23 protein-coding genes are annotated in these 24,786 nt (G+C 73.4%); 11 read left to right on the top strand and 12 right to left on the bottom strand.

Features of this window, described 5'->3' with window-relative positions:
- Positions 1-10: 10 nt before the first annotated feature.
- The 4 genes from AB0H83_RS35435 to AB0H83_RS35420 all read right to left on the bottom strand — a co-directional run bounded on the left by AB0H83_RS35435 (position 11) and on the right by AB0H83_RS35420 (position 6,402).
- The gene (locus tag AB0H83_RS35435; RefSeq protein ID WP_360102816.1) at positions 11-1,651 is read right to left on the bottom strand and encodes an AMP-binding protein; all 1,641 of its coding nucleotides are present in this window, start codon (positions 1,649-1,651) and stop codon (positions 11-13) included.
- Positions 1,652-1,798: 147 nt separating this feature from the next.
- Positions 1,799-2,947, bottom strand: a complete 1,149-nt coding sequence (locus tag AB0H83_RS35430) for a CaiB/BaiF CoA-transferase family protein (RefSeq protein WP_360102814.1) — start codon at positions 2,945-2,947, stop codon at positions 1,799-1,801.
- Between the two features lie 170 nt (positions 2,948-3,117).
- Positions 3,118-4,710: an AMP-binding protein gene (locus tag AB0H83_RS35425; RefSeq protein ID WP_360102812.1), complete on the bottom strand. Its 1,593-nt coding sequence runs from the start codon at positions 4,708-4,710 to the stop codon at positions 3,118-3,120.
- A gap of 123 nt (positions 4,711-4,833) precedes the next feature.
- Positions 4,834-6,402, bottom strand: coding sequence for an ABC transporter substrate-binding protein (locus AB0H83_RS35420; protein WP_360102810.1), 1,569 nt, complete (start codon positions 6,400-6,402; stop codon positions 4,834-4,836).
- A 414-nt stretch (positions 6,403-6,816) separates the two neighbouring features.
- On the opposite strand from AB0H83_RS35420, the gene AB0H83_RS35415 reads away from it, so the two are divergent.
- The 6 genes from AB0H83_RS35415 to AB0H83_RS35390 are packed head-to-tail and all read left to right on the top strand — an operon-like array spanning position 6,817 to position 11,854.
- A complete protein-coding gene (locus AB0H83_RS35415; RefSeq protein WP_360102808.1) occupies positions 6,817-7,464 on the top strand; it encodes a PaaI family thioesterase in 648 nt (215 codons plus the stop codon).
- A complete protein-coding gene (locus tag AB0H83_RS35410; RefSeq protein ID WP_360102806.1) occupies positions 7,461-8,354 on the top strand; it encodes an SDR family oxidoreductase in 894 nt (297 codons plus the stop codon). Before AB0H83_RS35415 ends, AB0H83_RS35410 begins: the two co-directional genes overlap by 4 nt.
- Positions 8,351-9,514 carry a TIGR03617 family F420-dependent LLM class oxidoreductase gene (locus AB0H83_RS35405; protein ID WP_360102804.1) on the top strand — a complete coding sequence of 388 codons (1,164 nt, stop codon included), beginning with the start codon at positions 8,351-8,353 and terminating at the stop codon, positions 9,512-9,514. The genes AB0H83_RS35410 and AB0H83_RS35405 overlap by 4 nt, the downstream gene beginning before the upstream one ends.
- The gene (locus tag AB0H83_RS35400; RefSeq protein ID WP_360102802.1) at positions 9,511-10,407 is read left to right on the top strand and encodes an LLM class F420-dependent oxidoreductase; all 897 of its coding nucleotides are present in this window, start codon (positions 9,511-9,513) and stop codon (positions 10,405-10,407) included. The genes AB0H83_RS35405 and AB0H83_RS35400 overlap by 4 nt, the downstream gene beginning before the upstream one ends.
- 53 nt (positions 10,408-10,460) lie before the next feature.
- The gene (locus AB0H83_RS35395) at positions 10,461-10,979 is read left to right on the top strand and encodes a nuclear transport factor 2 family protein (RefSeq protein ID WP_360102800.1); all 519 of its coding nucleotides are present in this window, start codon (positions 10,461-10,463) and stop codon (positions 10,977-10,979) included.
- A gap of 5 nt (positions 10,980-10,984) precedes the next feature.
- On the top strand, positions 10,985-11,854 hold the full coding sequence (locus AB0H83_RS35390) for a TIGR03619 family F420-dependent LLM class oxidoreductase (protein ID WP_360102798.1): 870 nt from the start codon (positions 10,985-10,987) through the stop codon (positions 11,852-11,854).
- A 51-nt stretch (positions 11,855-11,905) separates the two neighbouring features.
- On the opposite strand, the gene AB0H83_RS35385 is transcribed toward AB0H83_RS35390, so the two are convergent.
- The 6 genes from AB0H83_RS35385 to AB0H83_RS35360 all read right to left on the bottom strand — a co-directional run bounded on the left by AB0H83_RS35385 (position 11,906) and on the right by AB0H83_RS35360 (position 17,646).
- Complete coding sequence (locus AB0H83_RS35385) at positions 11,906-12,736, bottom strand: SDR family oxidoreductase (RefSeq protein ID WP_360102796.1); 831 nt, start codon at positions 12,734-12,736, stop codon at positions 11,906-11,908.
- Positions 12,733-13,209: a nuclear transport factor 2 family protein gene (locus AB0H83_RS35380; RefSeq protein WP_360102794.1), complete on the bottom strand. Its 477-nt coding sequence runs from the start codon at positions 13,207-13,209 to the stop codon at positions 12,733-12,735. Before AB0H83_RS35380 ends, AB0H83_RS35385 begins: the two co-directional genes overlap by 4 nt.
- Positions 13,206-14,129 carry an NAD(P)-dependent oxidoreductase gene (locus tag AB0H83_RS35375; protein WP_360102792.1) on the bottom strand — a complete coding sequence of 308 codons (924 nt, stop codon included), beginning with the start codon at positions 14,127-14,129 and terminating at the stop codon, positions 13,206-13,208. The genes AB0H83_RS35380 and AB0H83_RS35375 overlap by 4 nt, the downstream gene beginning before the upstream one ends.
- Before the next feature lie 123 nt (positions 14,130-14,252).
- Positions 14,253-15,485, bottom strand: a complete 1,233-nt coding sequence (locus tag AB0H83_RS35370; protein ID WP_360102790.1) for a DUF6596 domain-containing protein — start codon at positions 15,483-15,485, stop codon at positions 14,253-14,255.
- Between the two features lie 10 nt (positions 15,486-15,495).
- A complete protein-coding gene (locus tag AB0H83_RS35365; protein WP_360102788.1) occupies positions 15,496-15,828 on the bottom strand; it encodes a YciI family protein in 333 nt (110 codons plus the stop codon).
- Between the two features lie 135 nt (positions 15,829-15,963).
- Positions 15,964-17,646, bottom strand: a complete 1,683-nt coding sequence (locus AB0H83_RS35360; RefSeq protein ID WP_360102786.1) for an NPCBM/NEW2 domain-containing protein — start codon at positions 17,644-17,646, stop codon at positions 15,964-15,966.
- 171 nt (positions 17,647-17,817) lie between these two features.
- On the opposite strand from AB0H83_RS35360, the gene AB0H83_RS35355 reads away from it, so the two are divergent.
- From AB0H83_RS35355 to AB0H83_RS35345, 3 genes are all read left to right on the top strand, one after another.
- Positions 17,818-18,819 carry a GlxA family transcriptional regulator gene (locus AB0H83_RS35355; RefSeq protein WP_360102784.1) on the top strand — a complete coding sequence of 334 codons (1,002 nt, stop codon included), beginning with the start codon at positions 17,818-17,820 and terminating at the stop codon, positions 18,817-18,819.
- Positions 18,820-18,908: 89 nt separating this feature from the next.
- Complete coding sequence (locus AB0H83_RS35350; protein ID WP_360102782.1) at positions 18,909-19,448, top strand: hypothetical protein; 540 nt, start codon at positions 18,909-18,911, stop codon at positions 19,446-19,448.
- Positions 19,449-19,615: 167 nt separating this feature from the next.
- Positions 19,616-20,155, top strand: a complete 540-nt coding sequence (locus AB0H83_RS35345; RefSeq protein ID WP_360102780.1) for a hypothetical protein — start codon at positions 19,616-19,618, stop codon at positions 20,153-20,155.
- Between the two features lie 9 nt (positions 20,156-20,164).
- Here AB0H83_RS35345 and AB0H83_RS35340 read toward each other — a convergent pair whose 3' ends face one another.
- Positions 20,165-22,129 (bottom strand): ATP-binding protein, encoded by a 1,965-nt coding sequence (locus tag AB0H83_RS35340; protein ID WP_360102778.1) that lies wholly within the window; start codon positions 22,127-22,129, stop codon positions 20,165-20,167.
- A 125-nt stretch (positions 22,130-22,254) separates the two neighbouring features.
- Positions 22,255-22,872 (bottom strand): response regulator transcription factor, encoded by a 618-nt coding sequence (locus AB0H83_RS35335; RefSeq protein ID WP_360102942.1) that lies wholly within the window; start codon positions 22,870-22,872, stop codon positions 22,255-22,257.
- A 91-nt stretch (positions 22,873-22,963) separates the two neighbouring features.
- Here AB0H83_RS35335 and AB0H83_RS35330 point away from each other — a divergent pair, with 91 nt between their 5' ends.
- Both AB0H83_RS35330 and AB0H83_RS35325 read left to right on the top strand, forming a co-directional pair.
- Complete coding sequence (locus AB0H83_RS35330) at positions 22,964-23,317, top strand: hypothetical protein (protein WP_360102776.1); 354 nt, start codon at positions 22,964-22,966, stop codon at positions 23,315-23,317.
- Between the two features lie 299 nt (positions 23,318-23,616).
- Complete coding sequence (locus tag AB0H83_RS35325; RefSeq protein WP_360102774.1) at positions 23,617-24,558, top strand: hypothetical protein; 942 nt, start codon at positions 23,617-23,619, stop codon at positions 24,556-24,558.
- Positions 24,559-24,786: the final 228 nt, after the last annotated feature.

Below are 24,786 nucleotides of genomic sequence, written 5' to 3'. Positions count from 1 at the left end.
GCCGGCCGGGTCAGGTGGGCGGCAGGAGCGCGGTGCGCCCGTTGTCGGCGAACTGCCGCTCGAGGTCGCTGACGTCCGCTGCCGTGAGCGGCCGGTACGCGGTGGACGCGCCGTCGCGGATGTAGACGGGGTCGGTCGTGGCCCAGGCGGCGCGGCGCAGGACCTGCTTGGCGACCTTGCTGTTGCCCGTGGTGGGGATCTCGGCGACGATGCGCACGAAGCGGGGCCGCCATTTGGTGCCGAGGTCGGCCTGTTCGTCGAGGAAGGCGGTGAACGCCTCGGGGTCGAAGCCGGCGCCGGCACGCAGCTCGAGCGCGCACATGACCTGGTCGCCGGTGCGCGGGTCGGGCACGGCGAAGACGGGGGCGACCGACACACGATCCCAGCGCTCGATGATCCGCTCGACGGACGCGGCGGCGAAGTTCTCGCTGTCGACGCGGATCCAGTCCGAGGAGCGGCCGGCGAAGTAGAAGTACCCGTCGGCGTCGCGGTAGGCCAGGTCGCCGGACCAGAAGTCCTCGCCGCGGACCCGCTCGGCGGCGGCTTCGGGATTCTTGTAGTAGCCCTCGAACCGGGCAGCCATGCCGACGCCGACGAGCTGCCCGATGGCCTCGTCGGCGTTGACCAGCCGTCCGGTCTCGTCGAGTTTGGCCGGCGGGCACTCCAGCCCGGTGACCTCGTTCATGACCTTGACCTCGGCGCCGGCGACCGCGACGCCGAGCGCCTCGTCAGGCGTCTCGGGGGTGCGGTTGATCCGCATGACGCCTTCGCTGGAGCCGTACCCCTCGGAGACGACGGCACCGAAGCGCTGGGTGAAGCGGGCGATGTCGGCGGCCGAGGCCTCGGTGCCGACGGCGCGGCGCAGCGTGCTCGTCGCGTCGCGTGGGTCGACCGGCCGGGCCAGGACGTAGGCGAGGGCCCGGCCGACGTAGTTGAAGTAGGTGACGCCGTGCTCGTGCACGTCACGCACGAAGCCGGACGCGGAGAACCTGCGGACCATGCAGACCGTCGCGCCGCAGACCATGGCGGGCCCGAGGTTGAGCATGACGGCGTTGCCGTGGAACAGGGGCATCGCCAGGTAGCTGACCGAGTCGCGGGTCAGCTCGGTGCGGGTCAGCAGCGCCTCGGAGACCGCGGCAAGGCGCCCGTGCGAGCAGATGACCGCCTTGGGTGCCCCGGTCGAGCCGGAGGAGAACATGAGCAGCAGGTGGGCGCCGGGGTCGACCCTGCCGGTGGGTATCGGGGCGCCGGCGTACCGGGCCAGCCAGGCCGCGTACTGCGGGGAGTCGATGTTGTGCACCCGCTCAGCGGGGATGCCCAGGTCGAGCCCGTCGACGAGGCCGGCGAGGCGGTCCTCGGTGATGAACAGGTCGCAGTCGGTGTGCCGCACGTCGTGGGCCAGCTCGGCGCCGCGGCGGGTCGGATTGATCCCCACGACGGTGGCGCCGGACAGCGCGGCCGCGCAGATCCAGTACACGTAGTCGGGCGTGTTCTCCAGGAGCAGCCCCAGGTGCAGCGGCCTGCCGTCGGGCCGGGGCACGTCGGCCAGGGCGGCGGCGCGGTCGGCGGCTTCCTGCACGACTTGGCCCCAGGTGATGGTGCGGCCCTCGAACAGCAGGCCCGGGTGATCATCACCCGTGCGCCCGCGCACGATGTCAGCGAAGACGGCGGGTCCCGAGGTCCGGGCTGCCGGGGTCTGGGGTGTCATTGACGTTTCCGTTTCGTTCGTCGTCGAACACGGATCAGCGGAAGCAAGCAAGCGCTTGGTTGAGATCGTAGGGTGGGGTGCGAAGGCAGGTCAAGGCCCGGACAAGGCTTCCCAAGGGCTGTCCGCGGCGAGTGCCGAGCGCACCCGGTCGGTGTCCTCACCACGGCGCCGCGGGGCCCGCGGGATCCCGGCCGGCGTCCGTGAGAAGCGGGGCACCGGGGCCGGCTGGGCGACCCCCTCGACCTCGACGACGGCCCGCCGGGCGCGCACCTGCGGGTGCCCGGCCGACTCCGCGACGTCCAGCACCGGGTGTACGCATGCGTCGACGCCCTCGAAGATGCTGGTCCACTCCTGCCGGGTGCGCCCGGCGAAGACCGTCGCGATCCGCTCGGCCCAGCCGCCCCACCCCGACTCGTCGAACTGCCCCGGCCCGTCCTGCGGCTCGATTCCGAGGGTGAGCAGGAACGTGCGGTAGAACTTCGCCTCGATGGCCGCGACGGACATGAACTTGTCGTCGGCGGTGCGGTACACCCGGTAGAAGTGCGCCCCGCCGTCGAGGTAGTTCGTCCCACGGGCAAGGTTCCAGGCGCCCCGCGCGAGCATCGAGTGGATGACGACGGTGAGCAGCCCGCTGCCCTCCAGCATCGAGGAGTCCACGACCTGCCCGCGCCCGGAGGAGGCGCGCTCGTGCAGGGCGGCCAGGACGCCGAAGGCAAGCACCATGCCGCCGCCGGCGAAGTCGGCCAGGTACATCGGCGGCACGACGGGGCCGGAGTCGGGCCGGCCGATCGTGTCGAGCACCCCGGAGACGGCGATGTAGTTGAGGTCGTGCCCGGCGGCCGCGGCGAGGGGACCGTCCTGGCCCCAGCCGCTCATCCGCGCCACGACGAGGCGCGGGTGCCGCTCGGTGAGCTCGGCCGGGTCCAGGCCGAGACGTTCGAGCACCCCGGGGCGGAACGGGTCGAGCAGCACGTCCGCGCCGGCGAGCAGCCGGTCCACCAGCGCCCGGTCGGCCTCGGACTTCAGGTCGAGCGTGACGGTTGTGCGGCCCCGGTCGATCGCGTTGACCTGCGCGCGCTCCCGCAGGTCGGGCTCGCCCGGCGGATCGACCCGCACGACCTGGGCGCCGAGGTCGGCGAGCATCATCGTCGCGAACGGCACCGGCCCCTGCCCACCGAGCTCGACGACGCGCAGGCCGGCCAGCGGCCCCTCGGGCCGCAGGCCCGGGGTGGCGCTCACGACGTCACCTCCGCTGCGCTCCGGCGCCGCCGCGAGCCAACCCTGCACCCCTGGCTCGCGGCCCGAGCCGCTCCGCTGGCCGCTCACGACGCCACCTCCGCTACGCTCCGGCGCCGCCGCGAGCCAACCCTGCACCCCTGGCTCGCGGCCCGAGCCGCTCCGCTGGCCGCTCACGCCTGCCTCCCGGTGCCGGCCGCGCCCGAGGCGCCGGTGACGGCGCGGGGGTCCGTGCTCCACGTCTGCGGGGTCACGCCCTCCTCGCGCAGGACCCGTTTGAGGACCCGCCCCACGGCGTTCTTGGGCAACTCGGCGCGGACCTCGATGTGGGAGGGGACGGCATACCGCGGGACCCGCGGGTGCAGCCACGCGAAGAACTCCGCGGGGTCGATCTGCGCGCCGGGCGCGGGCACGACCGTCACCTTGAGGTCGTCCTCGGCCAGGGGAGACGGGACGGCGTGGACGGCGACCTCGCCGACGGCCGGGTGGGCCGCCACGATGCCCTCGATCTCGAAGCTGGAGATGTTCTCGCCGCCGCGGCGCAGGTAGTCCTTGCCGCGGTCGACGAAGTAGAGGTAGCCGTCCTCGTCAAGGCGGCCGTAGTCACCGCAGTGGAACCACAGGCCCCGGAAGACCTCGAGGGTCTTCTCCGGCTGGCGCCAGTAGCCGTTGAACATGATCGCCGGGCGGTTGGGGCGGGCGACGATCTCGCCGACCTCGCCGACCGGCAGCGGGTTGTCGTCCTTGTCGACGATGCGCACCTCGAAGGACTCGTTGACCTTGCCGGCGGTCCCGGCGCGGTACGCCCCCGGCGGGGTGAGCGTGATCAGGCTGGCCTCGGTCATGCCGTAGGCGCCCGAGCCGACCCGCTCGACGCCGAACCGCTCGGTCCAGCGGACAGCGAGGTCGGCGGTGACCGGCGAGCCGGACACGACGCGCAGCTGGCCGAAGGCTTTGCGGGCAGCCTCGGACTCGGGGGCGCCGGCGATCATCGGCAGCATCGAGCCCATGAGCGCGGCCATCGTCGCGCGGGAGCGCAGGATCTCGTCCCAGAAGCCGCTGACGGAGAAGCGCTGCGCGATGTCCATGGCCGAGCCGAGCTGGAGCGAGCCCAGGACGTGCCCGACCGCGGCCATGTGGAACAGCGGCATCGCCGACCACAGGACGTCGCCTGCCTGGCGCTCGAGGTTCTCGTGCATCTGGCGGGCCATGTTCGCCGCGAAGCCGTGGCTGACCATGCACGCCTTGGACGGTCCGGTCGTGCCGGCCGTGTAGATGAGGTGGCTGGTGGCGTACGCGTCGAGGTCCGGGGTCGTGGTCAACGCCGGGCCCTCGGCGACGGCGGCGTCGAAGTCGATGACCTCGGTGGCCCAGACGGGCGCCGGGCCTGAGGACGGCCGCCCGGCCTCGGGGGCGCCGACGAGGACCGGTACCCGCAGCCCGGTACCGGCGAGGGCGTCGTCCATGACGGGCACGAACTCGTCCTCGAGGATCATCGCGATCGGGTCGGCGTCGTGCACCTGGTGGGCCAGGATGGGGCCACGGTTGCTCGTGTTGAGCGGGACGACGAATCCGCCGCGGAGCGTCGTCGCCCACCAGGCGAGCAGGGCCAGCCGGCCGTTGCGGGCGAGGACGACGACGCGGTCGCCGGGGGCGACACGGTCGGCGAGGAACCCGGCGAGGCGGCGCGACGCGGCATCGAGCTCGGCCACGGTGAACGGGGTGCCGGCGAGGGTGAGGGCGAGGTCAGGCTGCTGCTCGAGCACGCGGGACAGTGCGGCCAGGAGAGGGGCGGCTGCGGCGGGGCGGGTCACTGGCTCTGGCTACCTTTCTTCGGGCCGGCCGGTCGCGGCGGGCGACCGGCCGGCCGACGGGTGGAGTCCGGGCGCTCAGCCCTTCGTCTTCGCGACGGTGCGCAGGTCGAACAGGCCGAGATTGGTCCACGGCAGCTGCTCGGCCCCGACTACCTTCGGGGAGGCGATGGTGGCGTTGGTGAGGTTGCAGATCGGGATGAACCACGCCTCGGTGAACAGCTGGTCCCACAGCTGGTGGTACTGCTTGGCGCGCTCCTCGACGCTGGAGCGGGGGTCGGCGGCCTTGGCCGCGATCGGGGCGATGACCTCAGGGTTGGTGGCGAGCTTGTAGTTGCCGGTGAGGTAGTTGTTCACCGTCCCCGCCGGGTCGAGGCGCGGGTTGAAGGTGTTGGACACCTCGAGCTCGAAGTCGCCGGCGATGAAGCGGGCCTCAGTCTCGGAGTTCGGCGTCGGGTTGAGCGTGGCGTTGATGCCGGCCTGGGACATGGCGGCCTGGATGGCGGTGGCGGGCTGCTCGGTGTTGGTGCCGGCGGAGAAGCTGATCGACACCTTGGCCCCGCCCACCTCGGCAATGAGCGCCTTGGCCTTGGCCAGGTCGAACTCGTACGGGTACTTCGCCGCCGGGTCCTCCCACGGGCTGCCCGGGTAGATGCTGCGGGTGGGCGTGCACGTGTCGGCGAAGAGCGCCTTGATGGCGGCCGGGTCGACCGAGCGCGCGATCGCCTCACGGACCCGCTTGTCCTTGAGGTCGCCCTTGTTGGCGCGCAGCAGGATGCCCAGGACGTTGCGGAACGGGCGGGTGGTCACCTTGAGCTGGCCGGCCTGGCCGAGCTGGCGGGCCTCGATGACCTCGTTGGCCGAGGAGACGAAGCTGAGGTCGGTCTGACCGTTGATGACGCCGTTGATCCTGGTGGCGCCCTGCGGGACGCGGGTGATCTCCATGCCGGCGAGGCGCCCGGCGTTCGGGTCCCAGTAGGTGCCCGTGGCGCGCTTGACCACGTACTTCTCGTTTGGCACGAACTCGGTGGCGACGTACGGGCCCGACCCGGCGTTGCCGGGGGCGAGCTTGAGGTTGACGCCGTCGGCGATCGCCTTGGGCGAGACCATCATGCCGGCGGCGGTGGCCAGGGCCGACGGGAGCACCGCGCCGGCGCCCGGCTTGAGGTTCAGGCGCGCGGTGTGCGCGTCGACGACGGTGACGCCGGTGATGTCGGCGAGGTCCTGCTTGACGGTGCTCGCCTGCAGCGTCTGACCGCGCTCGATGTTCACCTTGACGGCGTTGGCGTCGAAGGGCGTCCCGTCGTGGAAGGTGACGTCGGTGCGCAGGGCGAGCTCGAGGTAGGAGCCGTCCGCGGCGAATTTCCACGAGGTCGCCAGGCCGGGGACGATGTTGTCCTTGGCGTCGACCATGGTGAGCCGGTCGTAGATCAGCGTGAGATAGGGGTAACCGCCGGGGGCCAGTTGGGCCGGGTCGAGATTCTGGAACGGCGACGAGGCCGTGACCCGCAGGACGGCGTTGGGGTCGATCTCACCCGTCGCGGCACTGGGGTCGCCCGTCGCGTCGCCGGAGCAGGCTCCGACGGCGAGAGTGGCGAGCGCAGTGACGGCCACGGCGAGCCGCCGGCGGTATGCAAGACGAGACACGGTGTTCCTTTCCGGACCTGCGGTCCGAGCCCGGAGCGCGCCGCGGCCGCGGCGGGTCCCGGATGGCGGGGTTGCGGCCGGTCGCTCGGCGGCGGCCGTGAGGGGCGCGATGGTGCGGCCAGTGACGGATGGCGTCGGCCGCGTGGTGTGCATGCCTGGAGCTCATCGGTGGGAGCTCGTCGGTGCCCCGAGGACTGCCGGCGCCAGGCTACATCACGAGCCAACCAAGCGCTCGTTTGGGGAACAATAGGGGCAGTCGCGGAGCGCGTCAATGGGCGCGGCACCACCGCGGCACCACCGCGACCGGTGGGGGCGACGATGCCGCGACGCAACCGTTGTCAGCACACCACCGGGTCGCTAGGGTGTAGTCAAGCAAGCGCTTGGTTGACTCGATTGCCCGAAGGAGCCCGCCCGGTGGAAGTCACTCTCGCCACGGCACAGCCCCGCGATTGCGGCATCGATGCGGTCGCCGCAGCCACCCGCCGGCTCGTCGACGCGATCACCCGCGCGGGCTCGGCCATCGACGGCGACGCCGACCGGATCGTGGCCGACCTCGACGCCCTCACCGCCCGGATCGACGCCCGCGCACCGGACCTTGCCGAGCGGATCGCGACGATGTGGCGCCAGCCCGGCCCGGGGCGTTTCGACCCCACCGGCGGCACCGAGAACCCGCTGTCGCCGCCGGTGAGCCTCTGGGTCGAGCCGGACGGCTCGGTGCGCGGCGGGGTCACGCTGGGGCTGGCCTTCCAGGGACCCCCGGGGCACGTGCACGGCGGCACCTCGGCCATGCTGATGGACCACGCCCTCGGCATCGCCAATGCCCGCGCCGGGTATGCCTCGGTGACGGTCGGGCTCGACGTCTCCTTCCACGCGGCCATCCCCGTCGGCTCGACGGTCACGATCCTGGCCCGGCACGACGGGCGCGACGGGCGCAAGGTGCGCAGCTCCGGCGAGCTGCGCGTCGGGGACCTGACGTGCGTCACGGCCCGAGGCACCTTCGTGCTCATGGACGACCCGTCGACGCAGGACAAGTTCCGGCGGCCGTCGAGGGAGCAGGCGTGAGCGGCGGTAACGGCGTGAGCGCGACTGCTGCCCCGGCCACCGCCTCGCCCGGTCCGCTCACCGGCCGCGGTGCGCTCGTCATCGGCGGGGGCGGCGGCTTCGGCCGGGCCATCGCCGCCGCGCTCGCCACCGACGGCGCCGCCGTGACGATCATGGGGCGCACCGAGGCGACGCTTCGGTCGGCCGCCGCGACGATCGCCGCGGCCGCACCGGGGGCGCTGCCCGTGCGGGTCAGCGTCGGCGACTCCGCTCTCGATCAGGATGTGGCCGCCGCGGTGCGCGTCGCCGACGAGACCCCGCTGGCGGCCGTCGTCACGACGGTCGGCGGCGGGACCTTCCGTCCTGTGCTCGCCCTGGACGCCGAGACCCTCGAGCACGACTTCCGGCGCAACGTCACGACGGCGCTGCACGCGATCAGACACGGCGGACAGGCTCTGGCCGCGCGCGGTGGGGGCTCGATCGTGTGTACCTCGTCGAGCGCGGGCGGGCACTCCTTCCCGTTCATGCCGTCCTACTCGGTGAGCAAGGCCGCGCTCGAGGCCCTCGTGCGGGTCGCCGCCGACGAGCTCGGCCACCTCGCGGTGCGGGTCAACGTGGTGCGCCCCGGCATCGTGGCCACCGACGGGAAGAACCCGGGCCTGCTGCTGGCCGACCCCGAGCTGGCCGCCGCGACCGTCGCCGAGAAGCCGCTCGCGCGGGTCGGGCGCGCCGAGGACGTCGCCGCCGCGGTCCGCTTCCTGTGCGGTCCCGAGTCCTCGTGGATCACCGGCGTGTGCCTGCCGGTCGAGGGCGGGGCGCACTTGCGCCGCGCGCCCCGCCTGGAGAAGCTCGCCCGGATCGTCAGCGGCGACGAGGTCGTCGACGCCGCCCTGGCCGGGCGCCTCCCATGACGCCTCAGGAACCCGCCGCCCGGATGGAGCTGGCCACGACGCTGCCGCCGGCGACGGCGCTGCGCGACGTGCCCGCGGTCGTGGCGCGCATCGAACGGCTCGGCTTCGACACCGTGCACGTTCCCGAGACCACGCACGACTCGTTGTCGGTCGCCCTGCTCGCGGCCGAGCACACCAGCCGGATCACCGTGCGCACCAGCATGACGCTGGCCTTCCCCCGCAGCCCGATGGTGACCGCGTACGCCGCGTGGGACCTCGCCCGGTTCTCCGAGGGTCGCTTCCAGCTCGGCCTGGCCACCCAGGTGCGCGGCAACATCGTCGGCCGCTTCTCGGTGCCGTGGGACCGGCCGGCCGTACACCTGCGCGACTACCTCGCCTCGATCCGGGCGATCTTCGCCGCGTTCGCCACGGGCGCGCCCCTGGACCACGAGGGCAGCCACTACCGCTTCACCCGGCTCCAGCCCTACTTCAACCCCGGCCCGCTGCCCACCGCGGCCCCGGCGCTGTACACCGGCGGGGTCAACCGGCGTATCTGTGAAGTGGCCGGCGAGGTCGCCGACGGCTTCGTCACCCACGCGACGAACTCGCACCCGAGCCACCTCCGCGCGGTCGTGCTCCCCGGGCTCCGCGCCGGCGCCGAGCGGGCCGGCCGCGCCGGGATCCCACGGGTTGTCGTCGTGTCCAAGTCGATCACCGGTCCGACGCAGGCCGCGGTCGCCGCAAGCCGCGCCGCCGCCCGCCAGGAGCTGGCGTTCCTCTTCTCGACCCCGGCGTACCGCACGACCCTGGACCGGCTCGGCCTGGGCGAGGTCGGCGAACGGCTCGCCGAGATGGCCGCCTCCGGGCGCTGGACGGGACTCGCCGACACCCTCGACGACGAGACCCTGGCCACGCTCATCCCGCACGGCACCTATGCCGAGCTGCCGGACGTGCTCGATCGGGCCTACGGCGGGCTCGCCGACGGGCTCGGGCTGGGGCTGCCGCTCGACCCGGACGACGACGAGGACTTCGGTGCGCTGCTCGAACACCTCCGGCGCATCCCGACGAGTGCCGCAGCCGGCGACCCACCCGCAGCCGGCGACCCACCCGCAGCCGGCGGCCCCACCGACGAGACCACCAGCGCGGCGCGCGGCGACGCCGGATCGGAGACCGTGTCATGACCGCACGCATCGGGCTGCTCACCCCGGTCGTCGTCCAGCATCCGCGCACCGCGGCCGCCTGGGAACGAGACGTCCTGACCGGCCCCGACGTCGGCGGTGCGCTGCTGGCCGTCGCCCGCGCCGCCGACGACCTCGGCTACCACCACCTGACGTGCAGCGAGCACGTCGCCGTGCCCACCCGGATCGCCGTCGAGCGGGGCGGGACGTACTTCGACCCCGTGGCCACCCTGTCGTTCCTCGCCTCGGCGACGCGCCGCGTCCGGCTCGCGACGAACATCGTCGTCATCGGCTACCACCACCCGCTGGCCCTCGCCAAGACCTACGGCACCCTCGACCTGCTCAGCGGCGGTCGCGTCATCCTCGGCGTCGGGGTCGGCAGCCTCGAGGAGGAGTTCGACCTGCTCGGCGCCGAGTTCGCCGAGCGCGGCGCGGTCGCGGACGAGGCGATCACGGCCCTGCGCGCCGCGTGGGGCAGGGCCGTGCCGCACCACGAGGGGCCCCGGTTCACCTTCACCGACTTCGTCGTCGAACCGCACGCGCCGCGTACCGCGGTGCCGCTGTGGTTCGGTGGGCGCACCCGCCGCTCGCTGCGCCGCGCCGTGGCGCACGGCACCGGGTGGGCGCCGTTCGGCCTCCCGCCGCAGGAGCTGACCCGCCTGTGGACCTCCGTGGAGCGCCCGGACGGCTTCGACCTCGTGCTGCAGATCCCGCCGCTGGACCCGCTCGGGGACCCGGACGGCTCCCGCGAGCGCCTGCGCACGGCCGATGCCGTCGGGGCGACCGCGGTCAACGCGAGCCTGATGGCCACCTCGGCGGCGCACCACTTGGAGCAGATGGCCGCGCTGCGCGACCTCGCCCCGGAACGCTTCGAGACGACCGCGTCCGGGACCTGACCGGCCCGAGCCGGATCGACCCGCGTGCAGCCCGATCCGAAAGGAACCCGCCCATGAACGACTCGCAGCCCGACCGGCTCGCTCTGCTTGAGGCTCGCCTCGAGCAGACCGAGCGGCGCCTCGCCGCCGCCGAGGACCAGCTCGCCCTGTGGCGGATCGTGGCCGGCTACGGCCCGGCCGTGGACAGCGGCTCGGCCGAGATCACCGCCCAGATGTGGACCGAGGAGGGCGTGTACGACACCTACCCGGTCGTGCTCAACGGCCGCGACGCGCTGCGCGGCATGGTGAACGGTGAGCGGCACCAGGCCCTGATCCACGCCGGCGCCGCCCACCTCATGGGCCTGCCGCACATCGTCGTCGACGGCGACCGGGCCGTCGTGACGAACTACTCGCAGCTCGTGCTCAACGCTCCCGACCAGAACGGCTACCGGATCTGGCGCACCGGCTCCAACCGGTGGGAGTTCATCCGCACCGGCGAGGGCTGGAAGGTGACCCACCGCTGGAACCGCCAGCTCGACGGCACCGACGAGGGCCGCGACATCCTCGCCCGCGCCGTCGACCCGGAGGCCTGAGCGTCGTGCGTATCGGCCTCAGCTCCCCGGTCCTGGCCGACTCCGGGCCCCGTCCCGCATGGGAGGCCGAGGCCGGGGTCGCCGAGCTGCGGGAGGTCTTCACGACCGCCGACCGGCTCGGGTTCGAGTTCTTCACCTGCCCGGAGCACGTCAGCGTGCCACCGGGGCTGGCCCGAGGGGAGCGCTTCTACGACCCGGTCGCGACGTTCTCCTACCTCGCGGCGATCACCGAGCGGATCCGCTTCCTGCCGTACGTGCTCGTGCTCGGGCTGCACCATCCGCTCGAGCTGGCCAAGCGGTACGGCACCCTCGACCACCTCAGCGGCGGGCGGGTCATCCTCGGCGTGGGCGTCGGCAACCTCGAGGAGGAGTTCGCGCTGCTCGCTCGCCCCTTCGCCGACCGCGGACCACGGGCGGACGACGCCCTGCGGGCCCTGCGGGCGTCGCTGTCGGTGCGGCTCGCGACCTACCACGGGACGTACTACGACTACACCGAGCAGGTCATCAGCCCGCACGCGGTCCAGGAGAAGGTCCCCATCTGGGTCGGTGGCCACAGCAGGCGAGCGCTGCGTCGCGCGGTCACCCTCGCCGACGGGTGGGCACCGGCCCCGGTGACGTATCGCGGTCCGGACCTGGAGACCTTGCCGCGGATGCTCGCCGAGCACGACCTGCCGGAGGGGTTCGACGTCGTCATCACGCCGCCGGCCCGTCTCGACCCGATCGGCCGCCCGGAGGCCGCGCTGGACCTCATCGGCCGCATCGGCGAGGCGGGGGCGACCGTGGTCAACCTCGTCGTGCGGCACCGCGAGCTGCCTGAGTACCTCGACCAGCTCGCGGCGGCAGCCGAGCTCTTCGGCCTCGACCGCCGCGACTGAGCACGCCCCCCGTGCGCCCGGACTCCTGCGTGGGTCCGGGCGCACCAACGATCAGGCCTCGTTGGGCATGTTCGACCAGCCCTTGCGGTCCGCCCGCGCGTACCAGCCCGAGGCGGCCAGGGTCCCTCCGTCGACGGGGATCGTGTGCCCGGTGACGAAGCGGGCGTCGTCACTGGCGAGGAACTCGACGACGGCGGCGTAGTCGTCGGGCTCACCGAAGCGTCCGGCGGGGATCCACGTGCGGATGAGCTCCGGGTCACGTCCGCGCAGCATCGCCGCGGCCGGCGTCTGCGGCGTGTCGGCGAGGTCGGGCGCGATCGCGTTGACCCGCACCCCGTGCCCGGCGACCTCCACAGCGAGGCTCCTGGTGAAGGCGCTGACCCCGGCGTTGTAGGCGGAGTACGGGGCGCACGCCGGGATACCCCGGAAGGCCTCGACGGTCGAGTTGTTGACGATGGCGCCACGGCCCCGCTCGACCATGCCGGGCAGCAGCGCATGGGTCATCGCGAGCACGTGCCACAGGTTGATCTCGTAGAGCGCCTGCCACTGCTGCGGGGTCGAGTGCAGGAAGGTCCTGGCGGCTGGGCGGAAGTCGCCGACGTTGTTGACGAGCACGTCGACCCGGCCCGAGTCGAGGGCCGAAGCGGCGGCGACCGCGGCGGCGACGCCGTCAGCGGTGCGCACGTCGGCGACGACGATCTCGACCTTGCCGCCGGCGCCGCGGACGTCGGCGGCGGTGCCGGCGGCGGCGTCGGCGTCGATGTCGACGAGGACGACGTGGGCACCCGCGGCGGCGAGACGGCGGGAGATGCCGCCGCCGATGCCGAGGGCACCGCCGGTGACGACCGCGATCCGGTCCTCGAGCCTGCGGGTGGCGCTCATCTGCCGGCTCCTTCCTCGTCGGTCCGGGTCACCGAGACACGGTGGCGTTCGATCCAGTTGATGGTCACCGCACGACGCGTGAAGGCCCATCCTTCGCCGGTGCGCGCGTACTCGTCGTCGTAGTGCAGGAACCAGACGAGGTCTGAGGGCCCTTCGCGGCCGGGCAGCAGGTGGTGCGCCGTGCCGCGGACCCGGCCACGGGCCCCGGTCGACGTCGGCAGGTAGCGCGCCCCGGCCACGATGTGGGTCGTCGCCAGGGTGCCGGCGAGTGCCCCGAGCGCGGCCACGACAGCGGGGCGGCCGACGTGGGACACGTGGGGCGCGAGGTGGGCCGGCGGCTCGGGGACGACGAGGACGCCGTCCGGGACGAAGAGCGCGCCGACCGTGGCCGCGTCACGGTCGTCGGCGGCCGCGGCATACGTCTCGGAGAGCGCGCGCAGCGCGGTGAGGTCGGCCGCGTCGAGACTGCTCATGCCGCTGGAGCGGTCGCCGCGCGCACGACCTGGACGAGTTCGGCAGCGGCCCGCTCGCAGTCGCCGCGGGTGTAGCCGAGCAGTGCGGTCTCGGCCGGATCCGGTTCGTAGGCAAGGACGTTCCCGCGGCCCTGGACGATCATCGAGTCGGGCATGAAGGGGTGCGGCTCGTCGAGTTCGGCGATGGTGCGGTTGCCCCCGGCCGCGTCGACGAGCAGCTGGAAGAACTGCGCGAACGTGAGGTTGGCGTCACCGATGAGGTATGCCGCGCCCGCCGCGCCGCGGTCGAGCGCGCCGCCGATCGCCTCGGCCAGGGACCGGGCCGACATGTAGTTGGTGCCGCCGGCCGGTGCGTGGTCGGGGATCTGCGGCTCGTTGCCGGCTGCCCAGGACACCATGCGGCGGTAGCGCTTGGCCGTGATGCCGGGGATGGCACCGATGATCGAGGGCGGGTTGAGCGTGCAGACTGTGAAGGAGTCGTCGGCCAGCGCCCGGGCTCCCTCGTCGGCGGCGCGGCGGGCCGCGACGTAGGCATTGGAGTCGGCCAGGGCGGGTCGCAGGTGATGGTAGTAGCTGCCGACCTGGACGAAGCGGGAGACGCCCGCGCTCTTGGCGAGAGCGGCGAAGGCCGGCACCCCCACGCTCTGGGTCTCCCTCCAGAACTGCGTCTCGTCGACGTCGCGGGGCAGGTGGCGCACGTCTTGTCCCGCGGCGAAGACGACCGCGTCGAAGGCGGCGAGGTCCTCCCGGGTGAAGGTCTGGCGGGTGTAGTCCCCGCGCAGGACGGGCAGGCCGGCTACGGGCGAGTCCGCATCGACCGCCCCGCGGGCGGCGACGGTGACGTCGTCTCCCCGGTCCCGCAGGTAGAGGGCGGCGTGGACGCCGATCATGCCGGTTCCACCGACCACGAGCACCTTCATCGTGAGGTCTCCTTGCCTAGTGAGGCGGCTCCCGGCGCGAAGGGAGCACCAAGGCCTCCGAGCCTACCAAGCAAGCGATAGGTTGGTAACCGCGAGCGCACGCTGCCGGACCGGTGGTCCCGGTCACCGCTCGGCCAGCTGGTCGCGGCGGCGGGTCAGGTACGCGATCTCGGCGGTGTTGCCGGCCAGGGCGATCGCCGCGTCGTACGCCAGCCGCGACTCCCGGCTGCGGCCGAGGCGGCGCAGCAGGTCGGCGCGGGTCGCGTGGAAGGCGTGGTAGCCAGCCAGCCGGTCGCCGAGCCGGTCGACGGCGGCCAGCGCCACCTCCGGCCCGTCGAGCTCGGCGGCGGCGACGGCCCGGTTGAGCGCGACGATCGGCGACGGGTCCAGCCGGGTCAGCTGGTCGTACAGGGCGACGATCTGCGACCAGTCGGTGTCGCGGATGTCCCGGGCCGAGGTGTGCACGGCGTTGATCGCGGCCAGGATCTGGTACCTGCCGGGCGCGACCCCGCTGGCGAGCCGCTCCCGGACCAGCCGGTGGCCCTCGGCGATCAGCGCCGGATCCCACGCGCCGCGGTCCTGCTCGTCGAGGGTGACCAGCTCCCCGCCGGCGGAGACGCGGGCGGCGCGGCGGGCCTCGGTGAGCAGCATCAGCGCCAGCAGCCCGGCGACCTCACCGTCGTGCGGCAGCAGGACGCGCAGCAGCCGGGTGAGCCGGACCGCCTCGGCGGTCAGGTCGCTGCGGACCGGGTCGGCGCCGGGGCCGGTCGCCAGGTAGCCCTCGTTGAACACGAGGAACAGCACGGCGAGCACCCCGCCCACCCGGGCCGGCAGGTCGTCGGCGGACGGCACCCGGTACGGGATCCGCGCCGCCTTGATCTTCGCCTTGGCCCGGGTGATGCGCTGCCCCATCGCGGTCTCCTGCACCAGGAACGCCCGGGCGATCTCGGCCACGGTCAGCCCGCCGAGCATCCGCAGCGTCAACGCCACCCGGGTCTGCATCGCCAGGGCCGGATGGCAGCAGGTGAAGATCAGCCGGAGCCGTTCGTCGTCGATGGCGCCGATCGGCTCGGGCGGTCCATCGTCGTGCAGCATCTGCGCCTGCTTCTGCTTGTCGTCGCGCTTCAGCTCCCGCCGGAGCCGGTCGATGGCGTGCCGGTTCGCGGTCGTCGTCAGCCACGCGCCCGGGTTCGGCGGCACGCCGTCGCCCGGCCACCGCTGCACGGCGGTCGCGAACGCCTCGGCCGCGGCCTCCTCGGCGACGTCGAGGTCACCGAACCGCCGGGCCAGCGAGGCGACCACCCGCGCCCACTCCTCGCGGTGGACCCGGGCGATCACCTCAGGTACGTCGGTCACGGTCGCCCGCTCACCCACTGATGAACGGCCGGACCTCGACCTTGCGGTTGCACGCCTTCGAGCCGGCCGCGGCCAGCTTCAGCGCCACGTCCAGGTCGGGTGCCTCGACGATCCAGAAGCCGGCGAGGAACTCCTTGGACTCCACGAACGGCCCGTCGCTGAACAGCGCCTCGCCGTCACCGGTGTGGTCCACCACGGTCGCCGTGTCCGGCGCGGTCAGCCCGCCCGCGAACACCCAGTGCCCGTCGGCCCGCAGCCGCTCGTTGAACACGTCGATCGCCGCCATCTCCTCCTCCGTGGCGAGACCGGGCCCGTCAAAGATGACCGAGAACAGGTACTGCATCCGCACATCGTCTCCCGTGCCGCCGGCCGTCCCCGCTGAGCGGCCGCTCACCCCTGCAACGAACGCCACTACCCCGATCCGACAGCACCGGCCCGACATTTTCAGGTTTTTTCGCCGGTACGCCGTCCGCCGGGCCTACTCGGTGCAGATGAACCTGGCATCGGCCCAGACGGCGGCCACGGACCCGGACCGGTCCTCGACGACCAGGTCGAGGTGCCTGGTGTCGCCGAGCTCCAGCATCAGCTCGCGGGTCTCGCCGGCCGGCACCGGGTCCGTGACCAGCACCGGGTCGCCGTCGAGCAGGACGGAGAACTCGGCGGCGCCGTCGGTGTGGGCAGGGTCGACGCCGATCGTGACGGCGAAGCGCTCGCAGGCCGGCGGGTACAGGCGGACCGTGCTCGGCGTGTGGACACCGAGACCGCGTTCGTAGGCGACGCCGGCCAGGACGATCGGCTCGCCGTCGTCGGGTTCCGCGCCGCCGTTGGTGCGGTCGCGCTCGACCGGGCCGAGCCCGTTGCGGACCGCCGTGTACGGCAGGTCCGTGACGTAGTGGATCTCCTCGTACGTCGGCTGGCGCTCCTCGCTCTGCGTGGTGACGTTGCCGGCCCACCACACGGTCACGACCGCCAGGGCGAGCGCCGAGACCATGAAACCGGCCAGCACCCGGCGCCCGTGCGGGTCCTTTGCCGTTGCCGGTGCCGTGCCGGTCCCGGGCGGCACCACCGGCGCCGGCGGCACCAGCCGGGGTGGCCGGCGCGCGGCGAGGTCCTCGACCCAGCCGAAGGCGAGCGTCGCCACGGCGGCGCCGGCGACGACGATCAGCGTGGTGACGGTCCGCGCGGTCCACGTGGCGTCGCGTGCCGCCGCGTACACCAGCGGCGCGATCCCGAGCATGGGGAAGTGCCACAGGTAGATGGTGACCGCGCGGGCATTGACCAGCGCGATCCACCGGTCGAGCCGTCCACCCGGCCGGATCCACGACATCGGCTGGTCGCAGCGCAGCACGACGGCGACGAACGCCACCGACCACCAGCCGTTGGCGACCGGGTGGTGGTTGAGGTCGAAGTCGCCGCGGGGGGCACCGTGCCACAGCAGCCACGCGGCGCCGGCCCCGGCGCAGCCGGCGACGATCGCCGTGAACACCGGCGCGGGGATCCGGTGCAGCAGCCCGTCGCGGTGCGCGTACCCGATCAGCCAGCACCCGAGATAGATGGACAGGTCCCGGGCGACCGACTCGAACGAACCGGAGATCGTGAACAGCTCCAGGTGCAGCGTCACCGGCAGCAGCAGCGCGACGGCCAGCGTCGGCACCGGCCACGCCCGGAACGCCCGCAGCGTCACCGGTGACAGCACCACCAGCCACAGGTACGCCACCAGGTACCACAGCACGGCCGTGGTCATCCAGCCCCACGCGGCGGCACCCGGCGGTGGCCATTTGATCGGCAGCACCCACCACAGCAGGTCGATCCGCTCGCGGCGCTCGTCGAGGAACGGCCCCCAGCCGTAGGCCAGATTCAGCGGAAGCATGACCAGCCCGTACGCCCACAGCGGCGGCAGCAGGCGGCGCAACCGGCCGCGCACGACGCGACTCGGCGAGCGGTCCAGTGACCGGGCGGTGAGCGAACCGGCCAGGGCGAACATGAGGCCCATCGCCGGGAACAGCACGGTCAGCCAGCCCAGCCCGGTGCCGTGGTACACGACCACCCGCACGACGGCGGCGGCCCGCCAGGCGTCGATATACCGCTCCCGCCGCTTCGCTGGCGCCGGCGACGCAGCCTGCGCCAGCGGCTGGGGGACGGCACGTGAGCGAGGATGCATGAACTGAGCCTGACGTCGAACAGCGGACACGGAACGCCGACCAGACCTCCCCCGCCGGACCTGCCGGTCACCTTACCTGCCACCGCCGGAGCAGGCCATTCGAGCAAGGTCGTCGATCCTCCCCCGCACCGGCGCAGGTGTGCCCTGACCTGGTCTGACAGGATGTCTGATATGTCGACCACATCGAGCGACGACGCTGCGCGACGGGTTGTGGTTGTCGGGTACGACGGCTCGGAACTGCTCGACATCGCCTGCGTCACCTCCACCCTCGACCTGGCGGTGCGGATCGCCGGGCGGACGCTGTACCGCACGGAGCTCGTCTCCCCCAACGGTCACGCGATCCGCTGCGACTCCGGCCTGGAGCTGCACAGCAACGGGTCGCTGCAGCGCGCCACCGGGCCGATCGACACGCTGGTCGTCTCCGGGGGCCGGGGACACGAGGCGGCCGCCGCCGATGCGACCGTCGTCGCGCACGTACGGCGGCTCGCCGCGCTGGCCCGCCGGGTCGCGTCGGTGTGTACCGGCGCCTCCGTGCTCGCGGCGGCCGGGTTGCTCGACGGGCGGCGGGCCACGACGCACTGGCACTACGCCGACGTGCTGGCGCGGCAGTACCCTGCCGTCCGCGTCGATCCGCGGCCGATCTTCATCCGGGACGGGCGGGTGGCCACGTCCGCCGGGGTCACCAGCGCGCTGGACCTGACGCTGGCGCTGGTGACCGAGGACTGCGGGCCGGACCTGGCCCGGGTGGTCGCGCAGGCGCTGGTCACCTACCTGCAGCGGCCGGGCAACCAGGCGCAGATGAGCGTGTTCACCGCGCCGAACCCGGACCACGTACTGGTCCGCCGGGCGGTCGCGCACGTGACCACGCACCTGGCGACGACGCTGGACACGGCGACGCTCGCCGCGCGGTGCGGCGTGAGCGCGCGGCAGCTGCACCGGCTGTTCGTGGAGCACCTGGGGATGCCGCCCGGGCAGTTCGTGCGCCGGACCCGGCTGGACACGGCCGCGCGGCTGCTGGCGACCACCGGGCACCCGATCGGCATGATCGCGCGGTGGTGCGGGTTCACGTCGCTGGAGACGCTGCGGCAGGCGTTCGTCGCGCAGTACGGGGTGCCGCCGTCGCAGTACCGGACCGTGTCGTCGACGGCCCCGGTCGCCGGTCCGGGCCCGTGATACAGGTTCCGTGCCGGGAGTGCCAGGATTTCTGACGCGGTGCCGGGTGCGGCTCGGCCCCGGCGTCCGGCGCGGCCAGAGTGAGGGGCATGAATCCCACCTCCTCGTGGCTGTCGCGCCGCTGGCCGGCCGCCGCCGGGCTCGCCGCGGCCGTCGCCGTGCTGCTCACCGTCGCCGACCGGGAGACTGCCGTCACCTGCGTGTGGGCAGCCGTGCTCTGCTATCTCGCCGCGGCCGCGCTGGACCGGCCGTGGGTGGCGTGGGCGGCCGTGCCCGGCGGCAGCGTCGTCATCGTCGCCGGCGAGATCGCCGGCGTGGGCCGGTGGGTGCTGCTGGGCGCCGCCGCGGCGGCGCTCCTCGTCGTGGCCGTGGTCGTCGGCGCCCCGCGCCGCCAGGTGCTCACGCAACTCGCCGGCGGCATCGTGTACGCCGGCCTCGCGCTCGGCGCGCTGGCGCTGGACCCGGACGCCGGCCTGGTCGTGGCCGGGCTGGTCCTGGCGGCCCACGCGGCGTGGGACGCGGTGCACCATCACCGCAGAGCGGTCGTGTCCCGTTCGCTGGCCGAGGCCTGCATGGCGCTGGACCTGCCGCTCGGGCTCGGCCTGGTCGTGCTCGGCCTGGCCGCGTGAACCCCCGGAGTCGTGCTCGGCCCGGCCGCGTGAACCCCCGCACACGAAGGTTCCCGCCGCGCCGGCCTCGATTTCGAGCCGGCCGGGATCCGCCCGCCCGGCGGTCACCCACGAACCCGTCCACCGGCCCGACCCGCACGGTCGGGCCGATCCCGAAAGGAGTCACCATGAACCACGCACACGACCACGCGACACCGCGCCGCCGTCGCCTGTCCGGCCTCGCCGTGTCCCTCGCGACGGCCGCGGCGGTGCTGCTAGCCCCCTCAGCGGCCGCGGCGGCACCGCAGCGCTCCTTCGCCGAGGGCAGGATCGACGCCATCCTCGCCGGTGACCCGGCCGCGACCCGGCTGTCGGCGAACCAGGTCGCCTGGCCCGACGACGGCGTGGTCCTCACCGTCACCGACGGGGACCTGGACGCCACCGGCAGCTGGTGCGGAACCGGCTACGCCTGCGTGCACGCCGACGCCAACCGCGGCGGCTACGGCTACGCCTTCTACGAATGCCGGGTCTACCGGCTCCCCGAGTACGGGTTCCCCACCGGCCAGCGCGCCGGCGCGTCATCCTGGTACAACAACCAGACCGGCGGCGCGAAGATCATGTTCGAGGACGAGTGGTTCACCCTGCCACGGGTGCTGGCCGGGTACGGGTTCGGCAACATGCCCAGCTACCTGAACGACAAGGCGTACTGGCTGCATCTGCTGTGCTGAGCACCCGGCTCAGCGGCGGCGGGGGACCCAGAACTCGACCTCCGTGCCGATGCCCGGGCGGCTCTTGACGGTCGTCGTCCCGCCGAGGTCCTGGATCCGGCCGCGGATCGACTGCCGCACCCCGAGCCGCCCGGCCCGCGCCGCCTCCTCCAGCCGGCCGGCCTCGAACCCCACCCCGTCGTCGCGGACGGTGACCCGTACCGCGTCGTCCTCGTCCTCCAGCAGGATCCAGGCGCGGGCGCCGGTCCCGGCGTGCTGCCGGACGTTGTCCAGGGCGGCCTGGACCGCCGCGGACAGCTCCGCGGCCGGGCCGGCGGCCAGGGGCACCGGGTCGGCCGGCATGGAGACCTCGATGAGCGGCGACGCGAGCCCGTTGAGCAAGGTCCGCAGGTCTGCCGAGGTGGTCGCGGCGCCGCCGGTACGGGTGCCGCTGAGCAGGTTGCGCAGGGCGACCTCCTGCTCGCCGGCGAGCGCCGCGAGCTGGGCGCCGGTGCCGCCGAGCTCGGAGCCTTCGCGCTGGACGAGGGCGAGGACCTGCAGCACGCCGTCGTGGATGGGGCGGGCCAGCCGGTCGCGTTCCGCGGCGGCGGCCTCCTGCCGGATGAGCTCGGCCTGTTTGCGTTCGGCCCAGCGTTCGGTGAGGTGGTGCGCGACGCCGAGGCCGCCGACCGCGGCGGCCGCCACGAGCAGCAGCCCGCCGGCGGTGTCGAGGTGCAGGTCCGCGCCGACCTCCCGCGCGGGGGTCCCGCTGCGCAGGTAGATGACCGGGGCGGTCTTGACGCCGGCGGCGACGAGGACGCCGGTGATCGGGCCGAGGACGGCCGGGATCGCGCCGCGCGGGGCGAGGACCGGGGCGGTCGCGCCGACGACGGCGGTCGCGGCGGCGGTGCACAGCACGATCATGAGCAACGCCGGGGTGACGCCGTGCTGGGCGGCGAGTTTCTGCGGCTGGCCACTGGTGGCGGAGAACGCGATGAACAGGCTCACCGCCGCCCCGACGGCGAGCGTCGCCGCGGCCGGGATCCGCCACCTGCCGGCGACGGCGGCCGCGCCGATCGCCACGCCCAGCAGCGCGCCGGACCAGCGGGCGGGGCCGGCGTCGCTGGTGGCGAGCAGGGCGATCGCCAGCGGCGCGGAGACCGCGATCTGCGCGGCCGCCGCGGTCAGCGCGCCGGTCAGCGACCACACCCCGGCGAGAGTGGCCAGGACGGCCGCCGCGGCGAGGGTGAGCCCGCCGATGATGCCGCCCCGGGCGTTCGAGGAGGTGGCCAGGGTCCGCCAGCTGACCTCCAGCAGGTCCGCGAGCCGTTCGGTGGACAGCATGGCGAACGGCAGCGTCACGAGCGCGACGAGGCCGCCGGTGAGGACGAGCCGCAGCCGCTTCCAGCTCCAGGGCTTCTCCCCCGGCGGGCCGACGGCGGCGGGGTCGCCGCGCCGCCACCGCCAGGTCGCCGGGGCGATGGCCGCGAGGCCGGCCACGACCAGGATGACGCGCCAGGCGGGCAGTGCCGGGTCCAGCATCTGGTAGATGGTGCCGGGCAGGGCGCGGCCGAACAGGCCGAAGCCGACGGCCAGGCCCGCCGCGGCCGCGCCGAGGCCCGGCGCGCCGGTGCCCAGCAGCCGCTGCGCGGCGCCCAGCACCCCGATGACGAGGAGCGGGAACGCGGCACCGAACGCGTAGTAGAAGGTCAACCCGCGTGGGTCGGGGTTGAGCTGCGGCCACGCGACCGGCAGGCACAGCAGGCCGCCCACCGCCACCAGCCACGGCCACCATCGCACCAGGCACAGCGCGAGGACGGTCGCCGCGGTGGGGATCAGCGGCGTGTACGGGTCGGGCCCGTAGTACGCGTCGGGCCCCTGCACGCCGAGCCGCGGCGAGAATCCTCCCCCGTGTGAGGACTGCACGACCGCGATCAGCAGACAGCCGCCCAGTGCCGCCAGGGCGATCCACCACCGTTGCGCCTGTTCCTGCATGACCGTGATCATGACCGATGTCCGGCGCGCGCGACGGCTGGGTGCGGCCGGCGGGCCGTCCGATTGGTGCAGGGCCATGCACGAAGACTTCCGCACGCACGGCCGCGGGGCATGAGTAGAACTACTCAGTCGAGCCCGTGCTCGAGTGCGTAGCGCACCAGGGCGCTGCGGTTGTGCAGCTGCAGCTTGCCGAGGGTGTTCTGCACGTGGTTCTGCACCGTGCGCAGCGAGACACCCAGCTCGCCGGCCACGTGCTTGTACGACAGGCCCTTCGCGACCAGCCGCAGGACCTCGATCTCGCGGGCGGTCAGCACCGGCCCGCCCCGCGGGGACCTGGCCAGCTTCCGGTACTCCCCCAGCACCAGCCCGGCCAGCCCGGCGGTGAACACGGCGTCGCCCTCGGCGGTGCGCCGCACCGCGTCCAGGAACTCCTGCTTGCCGGCCGACTTCACCAGGTACCCGGCGGCGCCGGCCTTCAACGCGTCCAGCACGTCGCGCTGCTCCCCGCTGGCCGACAGCATCAGGATGCGCACCGCGGGCAGCGCCTCGAGCAGGCCGCGGATCACGTCGACCCCGGGCAGGTCGGTCAGCTGCAGGTCGAGCACCACGACGTCGGGGCTGGCCGCCCGGGCCACCCGCAGCGCCTGGGCGCCTTCGCCGATCACGGCGGTGACCAGGTAACCGGCGTCGGTCAGGTCCCGGGCCACCCCGTCGCGCCACATCGGGTGGTCATCCACCACCATCACTCGCACGGCCACCCCGATCACGATAGCCGCCCCGCCCGCCCGGCTCGTCGTCGATGACCGGCCGGTGGCGCACCCTACGATCACCGGTGTGGCCGAGACCGTGATGCTGATGTTCAGCTACTTCGAGCACGACTGGGACCCCGGCATCGAGGGCGCCGAGGCGATGGACGCGGAGCTGATACGGCGCGTGCACGAGGGCGAGTGGCTGCCGTACCACGGTGAAGAGCCGGATCCGGACGACATCGCGACGATCGAGGAGCTCGAGGCGCGGGCCCGCGAGGTGATCGACGAGTGGGACGTGCCGGAAGACACGGTGCGCGTCCCCATCGAGAAGTTGCGGGCCCTCATCGCCGACGGCGGCTGGACGTTCGTCGCGGGCGAGTTCGCAGAGTTCGAGGGCCACCACAACGACACCGAGTACGTCGTCAAGCTCACCCGGTAGGCATCGGCGTCGGGCCGCTGGGCGGACCTGTTCCGTCTGGTCGTGCATCGGCATCGGGACCGGCCGGTCGTGGCCGCACCCGACGTGGTGAGCGGCTAGCCCCGGCGCCCACGAGCGAGCTGTCCGGGATACCATGTGTGCGGGCAGTGCGCCTGCCCGTGCCCATGGATGGCCGCCCACGCTTGGCCACCCGATGCGGGCCAAGGGTCTCCGACTCAGCGCCGCGGTCCCGGTGTTCGGCGTGCCGTCACGCCGTCTGTTCGGTGCGAGGCGTGGGATCGCGCCGGAGAGTGGCGTTCATGGCTGACCAGCATCCACGACGGACCTCGCGGCAGGATCAGGCCCGCAAGCGGGCCATCCGCGCCCAGGCCGCCCGGACCGGTGTCTCCTATTCGGTCGCAGCCCGGCAGATGGAGGCGGTGGGGTTGCGACCCGGCGAGATGATCGCGATGTACGGCCGGACGATCTACCCCACGGGTCACGATTCACACCGGCAGCACCTGATCGACCTGCGGGAACGGCGTTCGATGGACGAGCGGCTGGCCGACACCCGCCGCGCCGCGGTACTGCCCGGCGGCCGGGCCCAGCACCTGGTAGAGCGGTTCCCGCCCACCCGTGGCCGGCCCGGGGCCAAGGTCGGTCCGCTCTATCACGGCACGTACCGTCAGGAGCTGCTGACGATGCTGTACGTGACTGTCGCGGTGGAGTCGCCGGGCCTGATCCCCGAGACGGGCGACCTCGCGTGGATCGCCGAGATGGGCGAGGAGACGGCGCTCGACATGGCCTGCGCCGAGCTGGATCGCGAGGCCCGGGCGCTGCTGGAGCGGGAGCCTGCGACGCTGTGGCCCGCCATCGAGCGGGCCCTTGCACTGAGCGAGAACAGCCCGCAGTTGCCGCTGCGGCAGGAGGCGACCCGCCTTTCCGCGTTGTACCGCAGCATGTGGGCGCCGCGCGAGAGCGCCGACGGCGAGCCCTATGTCGACGATCCGCCGTTCGAGGGGGTGCGTCAGATCCTCGACGTCCTGCTGATGGTCGCGGACGACGGTCACGCGCCCGGCACCAGGGTGCGGATGCTGGCGAGTCCGCACGAGAACCGGATCGCCACGATCGTCGGCGCGGTCTGGGGCTCACCGGGTCCACCGGTCGCCTACCGCGTCCAGGTCGAGGAGTCCACGATCCGGCTGACGGCCGAGACCGCCGATCTGGTGGTGCTGGCCGATCAGGAGTCCCTGGCGCGCTGACGCCCACCCCGAGAGGCCGGTCCGAATGGGACAGGCCTCTCGTCGCTGGGAGGAACGGACGTCAGTCGCCGCTCTCCTCGGCCGACATGCCGACGGGCACGGAGTCCGGCACCACCTCGGCGTGGTCGGCGCTGTTGAAGACCAGCTTGGCCTTCTCGAACTGGGCGGGGTCGCCTTCGCAGTCGATGACGACGATCTGGCCAGGCTTGAGCTCGTTGAACAGGATGC

This window comes from Dactylosporangium sp. NPDC050688 (assembly GCF_040654515.1).
GTDB lineage: Bacteria > Actinomycetota > Actinomycetes > Mycobacteriales > Micromonosporaceae > Dactylosporangium.
The sequence above is the reverse complement of the archived record's forward strand: the minus strand, read 5'-3'. Positions and strand labels throughout refer to the sequence as shown.